This window comes from Lampropedia puyangensis, assembly GCF_004833285.1.
Classification (GTDB): Bacteria; Pseudomonadota; Gammaproteobacteria; order Burkholderiales; family Burkholderiaceae_C; genus Lampropedia; species Lampropedia puyangensis.
This window is the reverse complement of record NZ_STFG01000035.1, coordinates 1-14,321: the sequence shown is the minus strand read 5'-3', so window position 1 is coordinate 14,321 and position 14,321 is coordinate 1. Positions and strand designations below refer to the sequence as shown.

Genomic DNA, 14,321 nt, shown 5'->3' with positions numbered 1-14,321 from the left:
GGTGTAACGCAAAATCCACGTTTTACTACCTCCCTTCGCAACTTGTAAATACAGCCCAGCGCCGTCATGGTACATGCCCGGCTCTTTGGTGTTCTTAACCGCAAGTGCGGTCAGTCGATCACGGGCTTTGCTGATAGCTTGGGGCATGATGAAAAGCCTTAAGTGTTTAAATGTATGAAAACTTACCCACAATTTTACCATCAATTAAGCATGCGTTTGTATGCGTTAATTTGATGTCATTTGATAGATTGTGGTTGTTTTTTGTTTTTAGTAAGTATTTGATTTTTAATGATTTAATATGTTTTTGATGGATTTTCAACGAATTGTCTGGGGTGATTTTTGCGGTCACCGCTTCCGCCAAAATACGAGCCAAGTGATTGATTTCACTTGGCTTTTTGCTTTGCCCTCTTGCTTTCCCGCCCAAACACCCGCCCAAAACTGACCCGGTAGGGCTTGCAACTGATTGCAGCGGGCGCGGGAGGGCTTCAAGGTGTTGCATTTGGCACGAATCCACAGCCTGGGTCACGTGAAACGTGGTGAAAGGGGCTTGAAATAAGCGTTCTTGCCACCATCTGTAGCAAATACGTACAACCTGCCACACATCCATGGAGGGAAGAGGCAATGTCTACACAACCACAGTACGCTGTCGGAATCATCGTCAAATTGAAATCTGGTGGGCCTGAGATGACCATCCAGAAAGCCAATAAAGATGTCATGACGCACGAATTCACCGGAAGTTACAAGTGCCAGTGGTTCGCCGGTAAGAAATTGGAAGATGGAATCTTCCCTGAAGACTCTCTCGAACTCGTCAAGCCTGAAGCTAAAGGCGTGTGATGACGCCTGAATCGGTTGCAGCATGGATGCTCGCTCAGGTCGAGCGTGAGGGTTGCATCTATCAAGATGACGTGGTGGACTTCCTCGCCAAGGCGAAGCGGGAAGACTTACTGACTGAGAACGCCGATGGCAATCAGGTAGTAGGCAAGGCGGTGCTTGCTGCCTTCCGCAAGCTCACGGAAACCACAGTGGTATGGGTTAAGCCTGAGCGGTATTGGCGCTGGCGCGTTGCCGAGGATGAACCCGGCAGAGATGCACGCGGGTAGTGCCATGGCTCAGATAGGCCAGCGTAGGCGTTTAAAAGTCAGCGAAATCGTTGTCGGAGCGATTGCGACCGACGCACGGAGCTTTGCTGAAGCTGGCAGGCGATGCATCGGTGAAATCAAACACGGCGCAATCCCTGGCCCGATGGGGCCGGGTATCGTCTGTATGTCGTTTGCAATTGAGCTATGGTTCAAAGCGCTGGGTTGCCTCAGTGATCCACAAGGCGATGTTCCAACCGGCCACGACCTACTTCTGCTCTTCAACGGGCTATCGCAAGAAATCCAAGATGCGTTGATTGCGCGTTGTGGACAGCCGCGAGCGTATTTTCTTAGCGTCCTCCAGCAAGACGCAAAAACGTTTGAGGTCTGGCGCTACGCCTACGAACAACAAGCACTACAGGACTCTTCGGACAGATTGATTGGAATGTTCGTTCATCGGCTTCTGATCGATACGCTTCCTGTTGCTTGCGATCAGGTGTATGAGGACTTCAAGGCATCTTAGGCAACAAAAAGCCCCATTGCTGGGGCGTGGTCGGTGGGTGCGTGGTATGTGCTGGCTACACATGCCGATCCCGCCATGTTGAATGACTTGCTGGAAGTCCCTCGGTTGCCATTACATCTGCACAGATAGACCTGTTGAGGGCTTCGGCTTCCTCATCTGGATCGGCAGGGATGCGGGCCAGCACTTCCTTCGCTGCCCACATGCGTTGAGATGGGTTCGGAGAGTCGAGACCGTCCGTAAACACTCGCAGTGCCTTGCGGCGGAGGTGCTTGTGGAATGCGGGGTCTTGCATCCATGCTGTGACTGTCTGGGGACTGGTGCCCGCAAACTTGGCTGCATCGGCCTGAGTCATACCCTCTGCCAGTGCTATGACGGCTTTTATCTGGCGATTTGACAGGAATTTTTGCGGGATGGGCTTGGAATAGTTGACGGCCATGGGTTCACCTTTGTTTTGAGGACTTCAACCTGTGGAATAGCCCTTGCCTGTCTTGGAATAGCGCGGCTGTTTGTCAGGCCGGATAGATGTCAGGGGCAGGCGCGTATGGGTGTCGATGGCTTTGTTGCACAAATGCCGGAAGTTGAGCGGTAGGATTGCAGCATGAGTGAATCGACTTGGGGCAAGAGTGCCTACCGCACCACGAACTGGAAAGAATACAACGCATCGCTCAAGGCACGAGGGAGTCTGACAGTGTGGCTGGACAAAGAGATGCAGTGGCTCGCTCCTGCCACTGGCAAACGAGGCCGTCATCACAAGCATTCCGAAGCTGCCATCCAGTTCTGCTTGACCATCAAATGCTTGTTTGGTCTGGCTTTGCGTCAAACACTAGGACTGGTTGAATCATTGCTTAAACTGGCAGGTCTTGACTGGCCAGTGCCTGATTTCAGTACAGTCTGTCGCCGCCAGAAAAGCCTGCAGGTTAACGTGCGCTACCAAGCCAGCCAAGGCGCACTAAACCTACTCATTGACTCCACTGGTATCAAGTTCCTTGGCGAAGGAGAATGGAAGGCCAAGAAGCACGGAACTGAAAGAAGACGTCAATGGCGCAAGGTGCATTTGGGCATAGATGCCGATACCTTGCAGATTCGAGCTATAGCAGTGACCACCAACGATGTGGGTGACTCCCCCATGGTGGAGTCCTTGCTGGCTCAAATCCCAGCCAATGAACCGATTGGCACCATGACAGGTGATGGGGCCTATGACACCGAAGCCGTGTATGCCGCCTGCCAACAGAGGCAGATTACCCCCATCATCCCACCACGCAAGAGAGCACGATTGCGCAAAGGCGTAGCCTTTGCCCATCGCAACGAAGCAGTCATGGCATGTAGACGACTAGGCAGAGCGATATGGAAAGACTGGAGCGGTTACCACCGTCGCTCCCTGGTGGAGACAAAGATGCATTGCTTCAAGAGGCTTGGAGAGAAGGTGATGGCGCGTACGTTTGAGAGACAGGTCACGGAGTTGAATGTGCGTGCATCTATTCTCAATCGGTTCACCGAACTTGGTCGCCCTAACACTGTGGCTGTGGAATAAGTGCGTCTGGGGTCAGGGGCCGTTCACGCCAAATTTGATTTATGCAACAAAGCCCTGAGTATTGGTGATGACGACCTCATTTGCCACTGGCAGGAGCGAGCCACGGCATCTCTTTGTTCAGCCAGACCGTCAGGCTGCCTCTGGCTTTGAGCGATGTGTTGTATTCTTTTAGTTCGTGGTGCGGTAGGCACTCTTGCCTCAAGTCGATTCATTCATGCTGCGATCCTACCTCTCTGCTTCGGGTATTTGTGCAATAAAGCCGGTCAGGGGCGTTCACACTAAATTTGATTTATGCAACAAAGCCGAAATTAACTGACACTTACAATCACTTAATTAGTACTTACCCTATTACTGGCGCAGCATGCGCTTGCGTAGTATGGCGCCCTGTTGTATTACACATTCAATGAGGATATTGATCATGGCACTCCGATTTTCTGCTGCTGCCCTGTTGCCTGTTTGCGTTGCTGTGATGGCGATTGCATCCCCTGCCCAGGCTCAAAACTACCCAAGCAAGCCTATCACCATCATCGTGCCATTCACCGCTGGTGGTCCGACCGATAAGGTTGCGCGTGACTTTTCTGAAGCACTGCGCAAGCAATTGGGCAATGTGTCTGTTGTGATTGACAACTCCGCCGGTGCTGGTAGCAGTATTGGTGTTGCAAAAGCGGCTCGCTCTGCCGCTGATGGCTATACGCTGTTGCTGACGCACATTGGTATGTCCACCATTCCATCGCTGTATCGCAAGTTGTCCTTCAATGTTCTGAACGATTTTGAATTCTTGGGCATCATCAACGATGTGCCAATGACATTGATTGCGCGCCCAACGCTGGAAGCCAACAATTACTCTGAGTTGAGCACCTGGATGAATGCCCAGAAAAATGGTGTGAACTTGGGCAACGCCGGTTTAGGATCCGCTTCACACTTGTGCGGCTTGATGTTGCAAGACGCAATGAAAACACAAATGGTGACCATACCTTACGGTGGTACGGCCCCGGCCATCGCTGACTTGTTGGGCGGCCAGATTGATTTGTTGTGCGACCAGACAACCAATACCACAACCCAGATCTCAGCTAAGAAAGTGAAGGTCTATGCGGTGACAACGCCACAGCGTTTGGAAGGTGATGTCTACAAAGACGTGCCCACTTTGGATGAATCAGGCCTGAAAGATTTCAATGTGACTATCTGGCATGGCCTCTATGCACCTAAAGGCACGCCACAAGACGTGTTGACGAAAGTCAATGAGGCTTTGAAGGCTGCATTGAAAGATCCAGAGTTCATCCAGCGCCAAAAAGACCTCGGTGCTGTTGTTGCTACGGATGCCCGTGTCAACCCTGCTGAACACAAAGCATTTGTGGCTGCAGAGATTGAAAAATGGGGCGCTGTGATTAAGGCTGCAGGTCAGTACGCAGACTGATCAAGGATTAATACCCTGAAAGAAAAGCCAGCAATTTGCTGGCTTTTCTGTTTTTTTGATCACTAAAGGGTGATTGGTACAGCCTGAAATGTGGAGGTCGGCGTCACGATTTGTTCTTGCTGTGCAATCAACGGTAAGTCTCTGCTGCCGGCTTCGGTATTTTTCACCAGTTCGTAAAGGCTGGCCGTTGCTCGTGCCAGTGCATCAGGTAATGGCAATGCCTTTAGCAGATGGGCCAGCAAGATAGCGGAGAAGGCATCACCCATACCGTTTGGTAGTGGCTGAATATCCACTAACGGTGTATGCACCGCCCAAGCGTGGCTGGCGGTCACTGCCAAAGTGACCAACTGTTCACTGGAAATGTCAGGTGTCCTTAAGCTGGTGACGATGACGACTTTGTTGCTGCTGCCAATGTGCGTTCTGGCAACGGTAATGGCATGTGGCAACGAGGCCAAGTTCACGTTCATCAACTGTTCAAATTCAAATTGATTGGGCGTAATAACATCGGCTGCTGCCAAGGTGTGGTCGCGATGATATTCAGGAATTCCAGGGCGAACAAAGACACCACGACCTACATCGCCAAATACCGGATCACACAAATACATCGCCTGTGGATTCACCGCTTTGATGCGTTGCGTGATGTCCAAAATAGCGTCACCAATACTGCAGTCACCCATATAGCCTGACAGTACGGCTTGAATGCGGGGCAGAATGCCGCGATCTTCTAAACCGGAAAAAATTTCGCGGAGGTGGTTTACATCGAATACTTGGCCGCGAAAAGCGCCATAGCCAGTGTGATTGGAGAATTGCACCGTATGCACTGGTAACACCTCAACGCCCAGTCTCTGAAGAGGGAAAACGGCGGCAGAATTGCCCGCATGGCCATATGCGACATGGGATTGGACAGACAGAACAAGAGGAGACATAAAAGTGGCTTGGCTGGTTGGTCGTTTCAGTGCATGCATTATGGTGAATGCACAAGGCGATTGTGCAGCTGATTTTGTTTGACCTAGATGCAAGAGTCATAGGTTTGAGGTGCAACATAAACAAATAGCCTCCAAACTGGAGGCTATTTGTTTGTATTGATGGCCTTGAATTCGGCCATCATGCATGAACGCAGAGGTAGATCAATCGTCGCCGCCAAACACGCCCAGCAATACCAACAGGTTTTGGAAGATATTGAAAACACTCAAGTACAGCGACAGTGTGGCGCTGATGTAGTTGGTTTCACCACCATCCACAATGCGTTTGATGTCATACATCAACCAGAAGCTGAACAGCGCAATCGCTGCTGCAGACAACGCTGCCATCATGGCTGTGGACTGGAACACAAAAGCGTTTAGTAAGCCTGTGACCAAAATCACGATCATCCCAACCATCAGCCACTTGCCCGCGCCAGAAAAGTCGCGCTTGGTTGTTGTGGCTACCGTTGCCATCGTGGCAAACACAGCCGCAGTTCCTGCAAAAGCTGTCATGACCAGTTGAGTGCCATTGCCCATGCCAAGAATAACGCCCACTAAACGTGAAAGCATGACTCCCATGAAGAAAGTGAATGCCAGAAGCAGCACTACGCCCATGCCTGAATTCTTGGTTTTTTCAATGGCATACATGAAGCCAAACGCACCGGCAAAGAAAACGATCAGGCCGGTGATGCCTGATAGCGCGGTGGCCATGCCTGTTGCGATGCCAACGTAAGCGCCCAAGATGGTTGGGATCATCGACAAGGCCAGTAGCCAGTATGTATTGCGCAAAACGCGGTTACGCACTTGCGTGACGGCACCATATTCGACCTGGCTGTTGGGCATGCCAAACGGCTGGTTCATGTGTTTCTCCTTTGTGGAAATTGAAAGCTGATGAATAAATTCTATATGGGGCACTGTTTTTTAATCACAATCCCTTGCAAAGTACAAGTTTTTACGGCGATTAAAACGTGTTAGTGCCTGCAGGCAGCACTGCTGCTACTCCATAACGACCTTCTAAGGCAGCAGGGCACAAAAAAAGGATGCGCAGGGCATCCTTTTGTCATTCGCGCATCAAAGAAAAAAAGCCTGGCTAATAAGCATTGCTCTTGAATGAGCAACTGTTGGCTGGCTAAAACGACCTGGCTGAATCTTGTTTGAAAGATTCGGGTCGCCCCACGATGAAACTGGTTCTGAATGTGCTTGACGTCGGCGTTCCAAAAAAAGCCTGGCTATTGGGCGATGGGCCTGTGGCTGGCTAAAACGACCTGTTTGAGCTTGTCAGAAAGCTCTGGTCGCCCCACGATGAAACGGTTGACGCAATGCGTAATACTGGAGGTTTATTTGGTGAGAATCAATTTGCCTAATTTAGTGGCTTGCAACCGGTAGAGTGAACCGTTGTGGTGAATCGTGACCGATTTCTGGCCTTTGAGCAGTTCTAGACTTTCTAACGCTGCAGAAGTTGATGCTGCACTGCGGTCATTGCCGGCTTGCTCAAGCGAAGGTTTGGTCGTGAGAGTCATCACAAAACAATCAAAAAAATAGCGGTTGTCGGTGTTGAAGACATGGCTTGAAGAGGTCATCTTGCTTTGTCGTCTTCTCGATGGAGCTAATGATAATTATTCTTATTCGCTTGTGCAAGTGTTTTCTTGAAATACCCGCAATTTTTTTAAGGATGTGCTGTTTGAGTTTGTGTAACCCATCCCACGTTCCTGATGACACAGTCAGGAAGGGGGGTGTTTATGTATGATCAGACGGACTCGTGGTCACTCAAATACCGCCATTGACCGACTGGCAAATTGCCCAATACCAACTGGCCAATCCGTACACGCTTCAACGCGGTCACATACAAACCAACTTGCTCGCACATTCTGCGAATTTGGCGTTTTTTACCTTCGCGTAAAACAAACCGCAGTTGCTCTGGGTTCTGCCATTGGACTTGGGCAGGCCGCAATGCCACGCCATCTAGCGAAAGTCCATGGCACAAGAGCTGTAGCTTTTCAATAGGGAACGCAGCTTCAACGTTGTTTTCAATGGTGCGGCCATTGGGGGCGGCGTAGCTAACGCGAACCAAATACTCTTTTTCCACGTCACTGTTTTCGCCAATGATGTGGCGTGCCATGCGACCATCTTGGGTGAGGATCAACACGCCTGTGGAATCAATGTCGAGCCGACCTGCTGGCGCAAAGCCTTTGAGCGAGCGTGGTGCTTGGCGTTGAATGAGCGCATCGTGCGACCAATGGTTGCGATCGGTCAGGAGAACCAGTGCCGGTTCGTGCCCATCTTCTGCTTGACCACTGACATAGCCTACTGGCTTATGCAGCACGATGGTGCTGCGCTGGGATTGGTGGTCGTGTGCTGCAGGCGCTACAGCTACCTGGTCTCCTGCCATTACGCGCTGTCCCATTTCTACAGGTTTCCCATTAATGGTCACCCAGCCCCGCTCGATCCAATGGTCTGCTTCGCGGCGCGAACACCATTGTTTGTCGGCGAGGTATTTATTCAAGCGTATCCCTTCAGGGGCCCGCGGCTGGACTTGTGGCGCTGAGGTTGCTGCGCGTGTAGCAGCAGGCCCGCGGCTGCGTTCCTGTGCTGGCGGTGGTGCGCCATCAAACCGAACGGTATTGGCGCGAACAGCAGGTTTTGCTTTTTGAGGCGAATCTGCCTGCCGGATTGCTGTCTGGCTACGCGGGGCAGAAGGGCCAGCTGGCTTTGAACTGCGTGGGCCAGTTGAGAGCTTTGCCCGCAAACCTGGCTTGTTTTGGGATTGTGTTGGTTTGGAGAGGGTCAATGTTTTGCGAGCGGGGGGCGTAGGCGAGGTCATGGCGCAGTCAAGGTGGAATCCATCAACCTCGCACTGTAGCCGATACCATGGTGCATGCGCTGCGCTTGTTGCCGCTTTGAGGGGGAAGTCAAAGCGGCATAGCCGTTGGCTGCTTTGTTTGCGTGGCATCGGCAATGGCCTCGCCCATGTAGCGTTTTCTTCGATTGGCTTTCAGGTAATTCAGGTCAACCACGACCAAGCCGTCAACGCAATGGGCGAATGCGGCATCGGTGTTGAAGTCTACGAACTGCACGCCCCCGTCTTCGCATACATCGGTGTATTGCTTGAATAAAGGCGGGATGGATAGCCCCATTTGTCCCAATGCATTTTTGAGGGTGAGCAGACCCTGGCGGTAATCCATCGTATTCCAGTCGGGCAGTCCTTCAGTGGCAGGCCAATGCAGTGGCGTGCGTGCGATCGCAATGGTGTGCTGGCTTGGGTAATAGTGGCTGTAGAAGCTACTGAGCAAAGCTTGTGCTAGCGGTGGAAAACGATTGCTGATACTGACCGGCCCAAACAAATAGCGAACGTGAGGGTGCTGCAATAAATAAGCACCAATGCCACGCCAGAGTAAATCCAGGCCATTCTGGCGCCAATACCGCGGCTGTACAAAGCTGCGCCCTAACTCTACGCCGTGTTCCAAGTAGGGCAACGCTTGAGCTTGGTATGCAAACAAGGTGTGGCTATAGAGTCCATCGGTGCACTGCGCCAGACGCGCTGGAATTGACATGTCTAATGTCGCTCCCGACAGCGAAGCTTGAACGACTTGGCGCAAGCGGTAAGAGCCCACGATCTCCAGCGCTTCGTCATCCCACAGCAAGATGTGCTCGTAGTCTCGGTCATGTATATCGCTGTCACGCCTGCGGCCCGTACCTTCACCTACTGCACGAAAGCTGATCTCACGCAGACGCCCCAGCTCGCGCATCACACTCGAATCTTCAGCGAATTGGTAGAGTCTGATGTGCAAGCCTTCGCGGGTCGTGCCCAGTAAAGGGCATTGACGCAAGGCATGCTTGAGCGTTTGCCGGTCTTCAGGATGGGCAATGCTTTGCGTGCGGCTGCGAAAGCAGGAGGCTTCACGCCCTTTTGCCACTTTGTAAACATGGCGTTTGAAAAGTTTGGTGCGTAGCGCCCAGTCACCAGCGACAGCCGCATAGGTTTCGTGGGCAATGGGGTGGCCAATATGGATGCGCACTGTGCGGTTGGTGTGTTTGAACATTTCGCGCACCAGCCACAATGTTGAAAGTGGTTTGGCAACCATCGACAGGCCATAGAAAAATATTGAATTGTGCGCATCAATGCAGACGGGCAAAATGGGCGCCTGGGCTTTGCTGGCAAAACGCAAAAAACCTGAGTTCCACTTGCTGTCACGCACCCCTTGTGCAGAAATACGCGAGACCTCGCCTGCCGGGAAAATGATCACAGCCCCTTCAGCCTGCAAGTGCGTGTCGATTGCGCGGATGTTGTCGCGCCGGGTTTGCTGTCCCATGTTGTCCACCGGCAGCAGCAAGCTTTGCAGTGGCGCCAAGTGCTGCAAAACATCATTGGCCACAATTTTCACATCCCGCCGTACCTGTCCCACCATCTTCAAGAGGGCGAGGCCATCTAGGCTGCCGATGGGATGGTTGGAGATGATCACCACGCGTCCCCAGGCGGGAATGCGTTCGAGTTCGCGGTCACTGACGGTAGTGGCAAAACCAAAATGTTCGAGCACCTGCTCAACAAAGTCGAAACCCTTGAGCGTCGGGTAACGCTGTGCGAAATGGTGGAACTCCGATTCTTTGAACACAAACCGCAGCAGCGTCACCAGACTGCTATACGCACGCGGATTTTTTTGCGGCAGCTGTGGGTAACGCGAACTCAGAACATTTTCGATGGAGAACATAGGATGCCCCCTCAGGCAAAGTCGAACAAGGCGTGGTCAATCACGCAACCAAGTCTAGGAGGGCTTTATGACGTGTTTGTGACGCACTTGTGTTGCGCTAAGTTGTCGTTGCGCAGGTTACCAGCCAATATGAACCAAGGTGTTGTTCGTTAAATTGCACCGGCAGAAATTGTTCAATCACACGAAAATTGGTTCTTGCGTGCAGGCTGATGGTTGTGCAAGTGAACTGCGCCGTACGTTGGCTGTGGTGTACGGCGAGCGCTAAAGGTAAGGCCCACTGGTCGGTCAGGTATTCGTCTAGTGCCGCCTGTTCGCTTGCAAAGTAGGTTCGCATGGTTTTGGCTAGGTTCGATGCGACTTTTTCTGCGCTCACATTCTTCTCGCCGAGTCGGCTGAAAACGGTGGTCACGTGTTCATGCTCCAGACTAATCAGCAAGGCGTTGCCCGGCCCTTCGTTTTGGCGGCATTCGCCCATGCGCAATTGATTGGCTTCATAGGTCCAGCCCAATAAACGCTCCAATTGCTGCAATTCACGGTGCGCGATAGCGCGTGGCAATGCAGGTGCAAAAGCTTCTGCATAGGCATCGACTCGCGCACCGCGCTCCATCAGATTGATGGGGGCGATGCCTGCTGTAATCGGCGCAATGTGCGCTTCTATTTCACCGCCACCAGCCGGTGCAAAGCCCATGCGCTTGAGCGTCAGCGTGCTGTGCGCGCCCAACTTGGCCAACAACGGTGCGTAGCTGCGCTGAAGGAACTGAAAGGGTGGTGCCATCGGGTTGTGCGTGCCACCAGTTAGGTGTACGCGGCTAGGCGCATCGGCCAACATCAGTGCGGGCCAAATGGTTTGCAGCACCAAGGTGCAACTGCCAGCCGTGCCGATGTTGAAGGTGTAGTCACCTGCACGCACCCCTTGCGGCTCAAACACCATATGGGTGGAGCCCAATTGCGCACCTTGCACCTGCGCATCGCTGATGGCTGTTGCCGCTTGCACGCAGGTTAAATGCTGGCGCAGCAAGCCGGGTTTTGGGCGCTTGGCACGGATGTTATGAATCTCTATCGTTTGACCGGTGATGACCGATAAAGCCAAAGAAGTGCGTAAGATTTGGCCGCCTCCCTCACCGAAAGCGCCGTCAATTTTGATCATGTTGGTTCTATTTTATTGTTGTATGGAGGGGGATTCAGCATGTTCCATTACCGTTCTGGCTGAGCTTGTTGAAGCCTTGGGGTTTTGGTTTCATCACAGCTAACCGACTGGCAGCTTTTGATTCGATTTTTTCGATTCTTTCCCACAAGGAATGTACTTGTGGCTTCATCGGAATTCTCTTCAGCGTGCAGCGCATGTTTGCAACTTTTGTCACCCCAAAACGACCCACTTCGATGAGCGAAAGACAGCACGCCACTTTTTCGATTAATTGCTCCGTTGAAGGATTTTCTATACGCAGCAATGTTTCGTATCGTTGCTTGTAGCGTGCTGTTTTCTGTTGGCTTTTCCTGCAAACGGGGCAACGGATGCATGCAGAACTCAAATTGAATTGCAAACCTTCATACCAATATTTCTGCTCTGCTGCGAAAAAGAGGAAAGGACGCTTGCAGTCCACACAAACGCAGCTTTCATCAAAGTAATGCGTGACGGGAAAAAGGCTGGCCTCTTGTTTAGCGCAATCGGCTGCAATGGCGGTATTAGGAATTCGAGTGTCATCCTTTGACCACCAGTGCAAGACAGCATCATCACCATAGCGCTTGGGGCTCAGCCCCGTATAGCGAGGCTTTCTTCCAAAACGAGGGTGTTCGACATAGTCGCTGAAATCGAAGGCCATGTTTCCCCCCTCTTACCCTTTCACACACACCACCTGCTTGAGCACGTGCACCACATCCACCAGCTCGCGCTGGGCCACCATCACGGCGTCAATGTCTTTGTAGGCCATTGGGATCTCATCGATCACGCCGGCATCTTTGCGGCATTCCACACCTTCCGTGGCACGCACTTGGTCTTCTATCGTGAACAGCTTTTGGGCTTTGGTTCGGCTCATGGTTCGGCCCGCACCGTGGCTGCAGCTATTGAAGCTTTCTGGGTTTCCACGCCCGCGCACGATGAAGCTTTTGGCGCCCATGCTGCCCGGAATGATCCCCAGTTTTCCAGCCTCCGCATTCACCGCGCCTTTTCGCGTTACGAATACCTCTTGCCCGAAGTGCGTTTCTTTCTGCACATAGTTGTGGTGGCAGTTCACCGCTTCTACGTGTGTCTCAAACGGTTTAGTAATCACTTTGCGCAAGGCGTTGATGGTGCGCACCATCATCACTTCACGGTTGGCGGCCGCAAATTTTTGCGCCCAACCCACGCCTTTCACGTAGTCACCAAAGTACTGCGCGCCTTCTTCAAAGTAGGCCAAGTCTTGATCGGGCAGGTTGCGTTGGTGCAGCTCTGCGTCTTTCTTGGCCAGTTCGATGAAGTGCGATCCAATGGCATTTCCCACCCCGCGTGAACCAGAATGCAGCATGATCCACACGGCTTGGTTTTCATCCAAGCACAGCTCAATAAAGTGGTTTCCTGTTCCCAGCGTTCCCAGGTGTTTGTAGTTGTTGGTGTTTTTAATGCGCGGGTGTGCCTCGCAAATTTCCTCAAACTCTTTTACCAAATTCGTCCACGCGGCATCGGTTTCTTCAGGTGGTGTTTCCCAGCTCCCTTTATCGCGACCATAACGTTTTGGAGTCATTCCGACTGGTACAGCGCGTTCAATCGCTGCGCGTACGCTAGACAAGTTCTCCGGCAAATCGCTGGCGGTGAGCGTGGTTTTACAGGCCATCATTCCGCACCCCAAATCCACTCCGACGGCTGCCGGAATAATAGCTTTGAGCGTAGGCACCACAGAGCCAATCGTGGCACCAATTCCCAAGTGCACGTCAGGCATCACCGCCACGTGTTTGAACACGATGGGCAGGCGCGAGATGTTGGCCAGCTGTTGCTTGGCTTCGCTTTCCACGGGCACACCTTGCGTCCACATTTTCACGGGTACACCACCGGGCACTTGCAATTCGGTGTATTCACCATCGGTCGCGGCTTGCTCAAAGTCAGCCGCATTCCAAGGCGCTTTGGGTGTTTGATTTCGCGATTGGGCAGCTGCCGCTTTACGCTCTAAACGGGCTTGGGCGATGGCTTCTTGAGAGGTATTGGATGCTTCGTTTGCAAGGGTTTTGTTTGAATTATTCATGGGATGACTCACTCGAAATGTATGGGGCAGCTGAGGCTTAGTTTGCCTCAGCATGGATTGTTTTTAGTTAATGGGGCGTATCTGCACCAGGCCATTGAGCACCTGATCCAAACCGCCGAAGACGGAGATTTTGTCGATGCGCTCGGCCACACGTTCCAGCGTCTCCAGCTCTTTCATGCGCAAGGCAACGGGGTTGTTTTCCATCACTTTGGCGGTGTTGAGCAAAGAGCGCGTAGCGGCGGTTTCTTCGCGACGGCGAATCAAATTCGCCTCGGCTTGTTTCTCCGCTTGCACCACTTGGGTCAAGATCGCTTTCATTTCGCCGGGCAGCACAATGTCTTTCACGCCTACGCTCTCTAACGCCATGCCAAAGCCTTGCAGCTTGGTGGTCATGTGCTCGGTAACGGCCGAATCGATGGCGGTTTTGTCTGCCAGCAACTCATCCAAACTGCGGGTGCCTACGGCAGCGCGCAATGCAAATTGCAATTCGCGGTACAGGTAGTCCGCAGGTTTTTGCACCAACGCGTGAGCGGCCAATACATCGGTGAATCGGTAGGTGGCGTGCAAGTTCAAACGCAGGGTCACTTTGTCGCGGGTCATGATCTCTTGGCCCGATACTTCCTGCGATTGCAAACGCACATCCACCAGCGCGACTTCGACTTGGCGGCCATAACGCCAGAAGGCGTACTGACCTGCTGCCAACAAGGGTTGCACTTTGCCGTCGATGCGCAGCAAACCTGCATGGCCATCAGGCACCTGCACTTGCAGCACGCCGCTCAAATTGGTCACCGCAGTGCGGCGCAAATTGGTTTGCGTCAGGCGTGTCACCAAATCGGCGGGCAGCTGCGCGTTTTCTTGCACGTTGATGAATCACACCGGATTTGATGGAGGCTAGTT

Annotated in this window: 16 protein-coding genes and 2 pseudogenes; 5 read left to right on the top strand and 13 right to left on the bottom strand. The window is 52.4% G+C overall.

The genetic code is table 11. From position 1 onward, the window contains the following. Both E9531_RS17935 and E9531_RS16840 read right to left on the bottom strand, forming a co-directional pair. On the bottom strand, positions 1-147 hold a 147-nt coding region (locus E9531_RS17935), incomplete at its 3' end, for an Arm DNA-binding domain-containing protein (RefSeq protein ID WP_136574934.1). A gap of 19 nt (positions 148-166) precedes the next feature. Further along, complete coding sequence (locus E9531_RS16840; protein WP_136574933.1) at positions 167-499, bottom strand: hypothetical protein; 333 nt, start codon at positions 497-499, stop codon at positions 167-169. Positions 500-621: 122 nt separating this feature from the next. Between E9531_RS16840 and E9531_RS16835 the strand changes: the two genes are divergently transcribed. Genes E9531_RS16835 through E9531_RS16825 form a run of 3 tightly spaced genes read left to right on the top strand, consistent with a single transcriptional unit; the run spans position 622 to position 1,599 of the window. Further along, on the top strand, positions 622-834 hold the full coding sequence (locus E9531_RS16835) for a YodC family protein (RefSeq protein WP_136574932.1): 213 nt from the start codon (positions 622-624) through the stop codon (positions 832-834). After that, the gene (locus E9531_RS16830; protein WP_136574931.1) at positions 834-1,100 is read left to right on the top strand and encodes a DUF6953 family protein; all 267 of its coding nucleotides are present in this window, start codon (positions 834-836) and stop codon (positions 1,098-1,100) included. The genes E9531_RS16835 and E9531_RS16830 overlap by 1 nt, the downstream gene beginning before the upstream one ends. 4 nt (positions 1,101-1,104) lie before the next feature. Further along, positions 1,105-1,599, top strand: coding sequence for a hypothetical protein (locus E9531_RS16825; protein ID WP_136574930.1), 495 nt, complete (start codon positions 1,105-1,107; stop codon positions 1,597-1,599). Between the two features lie 55 nt (positions 1,600-1,654). Here E9531_RS16825 and E9531_RS16820 read toward each other — a convergent pair whose 3' ends face one another. After that, positions 1,655-2,035 carry a helix-turn-helix domain-containing protein gene (locus E9531_RS16820; RefSeq protein ID WP_136574929.1) on the bottom strand — a complete coding sequence of 127 codons (381 nt, stop codon included), beginning with the start codon at positions 2,033-2,035 and terminating at the stop codon, positions 1,655-1,657. A gap of 162 nt (positions 2,036-2,197) precedes the next feature. Here E9531_RS16820 and E9531_RS16815 point away from each other — a divergent pair, with 162 nt between their 5' ends. Further along, complete coding sequence (locus E9531_RS16815) at positions 2,198-3,130, top strand: IS5 family transposase (RefSeq protein WP_136574928.1); 933 nt, start codon at positions 2,198-2,200, stop codon at positions 3,128-3,130. A 79-nt stretch (positions 3,131-3,209) separates the two neighbouring features. On the opposite strand, the pseudogene E9531_RS17875 reads toward E9531_RS16815, so the two are convergent. Beyond that, positions 3,210-3,325, bottom strand: a pseudogene (locus E9531_RS17875) (IS5/IS1182 family transposase); the annotation flags it as partial. Positions 3,326-3,599: 274 nt separating this feature from the next. On the opposite strand from E9531_RS17875, the gene E9531_RS16810 reads away from it, so the two are divergent. Next, positions 3,600-4,544, top strand: coding sequence for a tripartite tricarboxylate transporter substrate-binding protein (locus tag E9531_RS16810; protein WP_136574937.1), 945 nt, complete (start codon positions 3,600-3,602; stop codon positions 4,542-4,544). A 62-nt stretch (positions 4,545-4,606) separates the two neighbouring features. Here E9531_RS16810 and pdxY read toward each other — a convergent pair whose 3' ends face one another. The 9 genes and pseudogenes from pdxY to E9531_RS16765 form a co-directional block, all read right to left on the bottom strand. Next, the gene (gene pdxY / locus E9531_RS16805) at positions 4,607-5,470 is read right to left on the bottom strand and encodes a pyridoxal kinase PdxY (protein ID WP_136574927.1); all 864 of its coding nucleotides are present in this window, start codon (positions 5,468-5,470) and stop codon (positions 4,607-4,609) included. Positions 5,471-5,671: 201 nt separating this feature from the next. Next, a complete protein-coding gene (locus E9531_RS16800) occupies positions 5,672-6,367 on the bottom strand; it encodes a Bax inhibitor-1 family protein (RefSeq protein WP_136574926.1) in 696 nt (231 codons plus the stop codon). Positions 6,368-6,843: 476 nt separating this feature from the next. Beyond that, a complete protein-coding gene (hemP, locus tag E9531_RS16795; protein WP_136574936.1) occupies positions 6,844-7,026 on the bottom strand; it encodes a hemin uptake protein HemP in 183 nt (60 codons plus the stop codon). Between the two features lie 227 nt (positions 7,027-7,253). Further along, the gene (locus E9531_RS16790; RefSeq protein ID WP_136574925.1) at positions 7,254-8,327 is read right to left on the bottom strand and encodes a pseudouridine synthase; all 1,074 of its coding nucleotides are present in this window, start codon (positions 8,325-8,327) and stop codon (positions 7,254-7,256) included. Positions 8,328-8,415: 88 nt separating this feature from the next. Next, a complete protein-coding gene (gene olsF, locus E9531_RS16785) occupies positions 8,416-10,212 on the bottom strand; it encodes a bifunctional ornithine lipid synthase OlsF (RefSeq protein WP_136574924.1) in 1,797 nt (598 codons plus the stop codon). A gap of 97 nt (positions 10,213-10,309) precedes the next feature. Then, a complete protein-coding gene (gene rtcA, locus E9531_RS16780) occupies positions 10,310-11,359 on the bottom strand; it encodes an RNA 3'-terminal phosphate cyclase (RefSeq protein WP_136574923.1) in 1,050 nt (349 codons plus the stop codon). A gap of 34 nt (positions 11,360-11,393) precedes the next feature. After that, the gene (locus tag E9531_RS16775; RefSeq protein ID WP_136574922.1) at positions 11,394-12,032 is read right to left on the bottom strand and encodes a zinc-ribbon domain containing protein; all 639 of its coding nucleotides are present in this window, start codon (positions 12,030-12,032) and stop codon (positions 11,394-11,396) included. A 12-nt stretch (positions 12,033-12,044) separates the two neighbouring features. Beyond that, positions 12,045-13,217 carry an RtcB family protein gene (locus E9531_RS16770; RefSeq protein ID WP_136574935.1) on the bottom strand — a complete coding sequence of 391 codons (1,173 nt, stop codon included), beginning with the start codon at positions 13,215-13,217 and terminating at the stop codon, positions 12,045-12,047. A gap of 270 nt (positions 13,218-13,487) precedes the next feature. Then, positions 13,488-14,276 (bottom strand): annotated as a pseudogene (locus E9531_RS16765) (slipin family protein); the annotation flags it as partial. Positions 14,277-14,321: the final 45 nt, after the last annotated feature.